The sequence below is a fragment of the Acinetobacter lwoffii genome, from assembly GCF_024129595.1.
Lineage (GTDB): Bacteria > Pseudomonadota > Gammaproteobacteria > Pseudomonadales > Moraxellaceae > Acinetobacter > Acinetobacter lwoffii_O.
Genome location: NZ_JAMXXS010000122.1, coordinates 1 through 233, shown reverse-complemented (window position 1 = coordinate 233; position 233 = coordinate 1). Strand labels below are relative to the sequence as shown.

The following is a 233-nucleotide window of genomic DNA, read 5'->3' as shown; positions in this document are numbered from 1 at the left end:
CATGCGGTGATTCCACCTAGAAAAAATGCGAAACCATGGAAAGATACAAAGAGTAGCTCGCTAGAGCGAAATGAATTACTTCGAACAGTTAAACGTTTAGGCAGGACATTATGGAAAAAATGGTCAGGCTATCATCGCCGCAGTTTGGTGGAAACCAAGATGCATTGCATCAAATTATTAGGCGATAAATTAATGGCAAGAAGCTTTCCTAGTCAGGTGAATGAAATTCATGC

1 protein-coding gene is annotated in these 233 nt (G+C 40.3%); it reads left to right on the top strand.

The window, feature by feature from the left end; translation table 11 throughout:
- A partial coding sequence (locus tag NI466_RS15890; protein ID WP_354268461.1) for a transposase occupies positions 1-233 on the top strand: 233 nt, incomplete at both ends.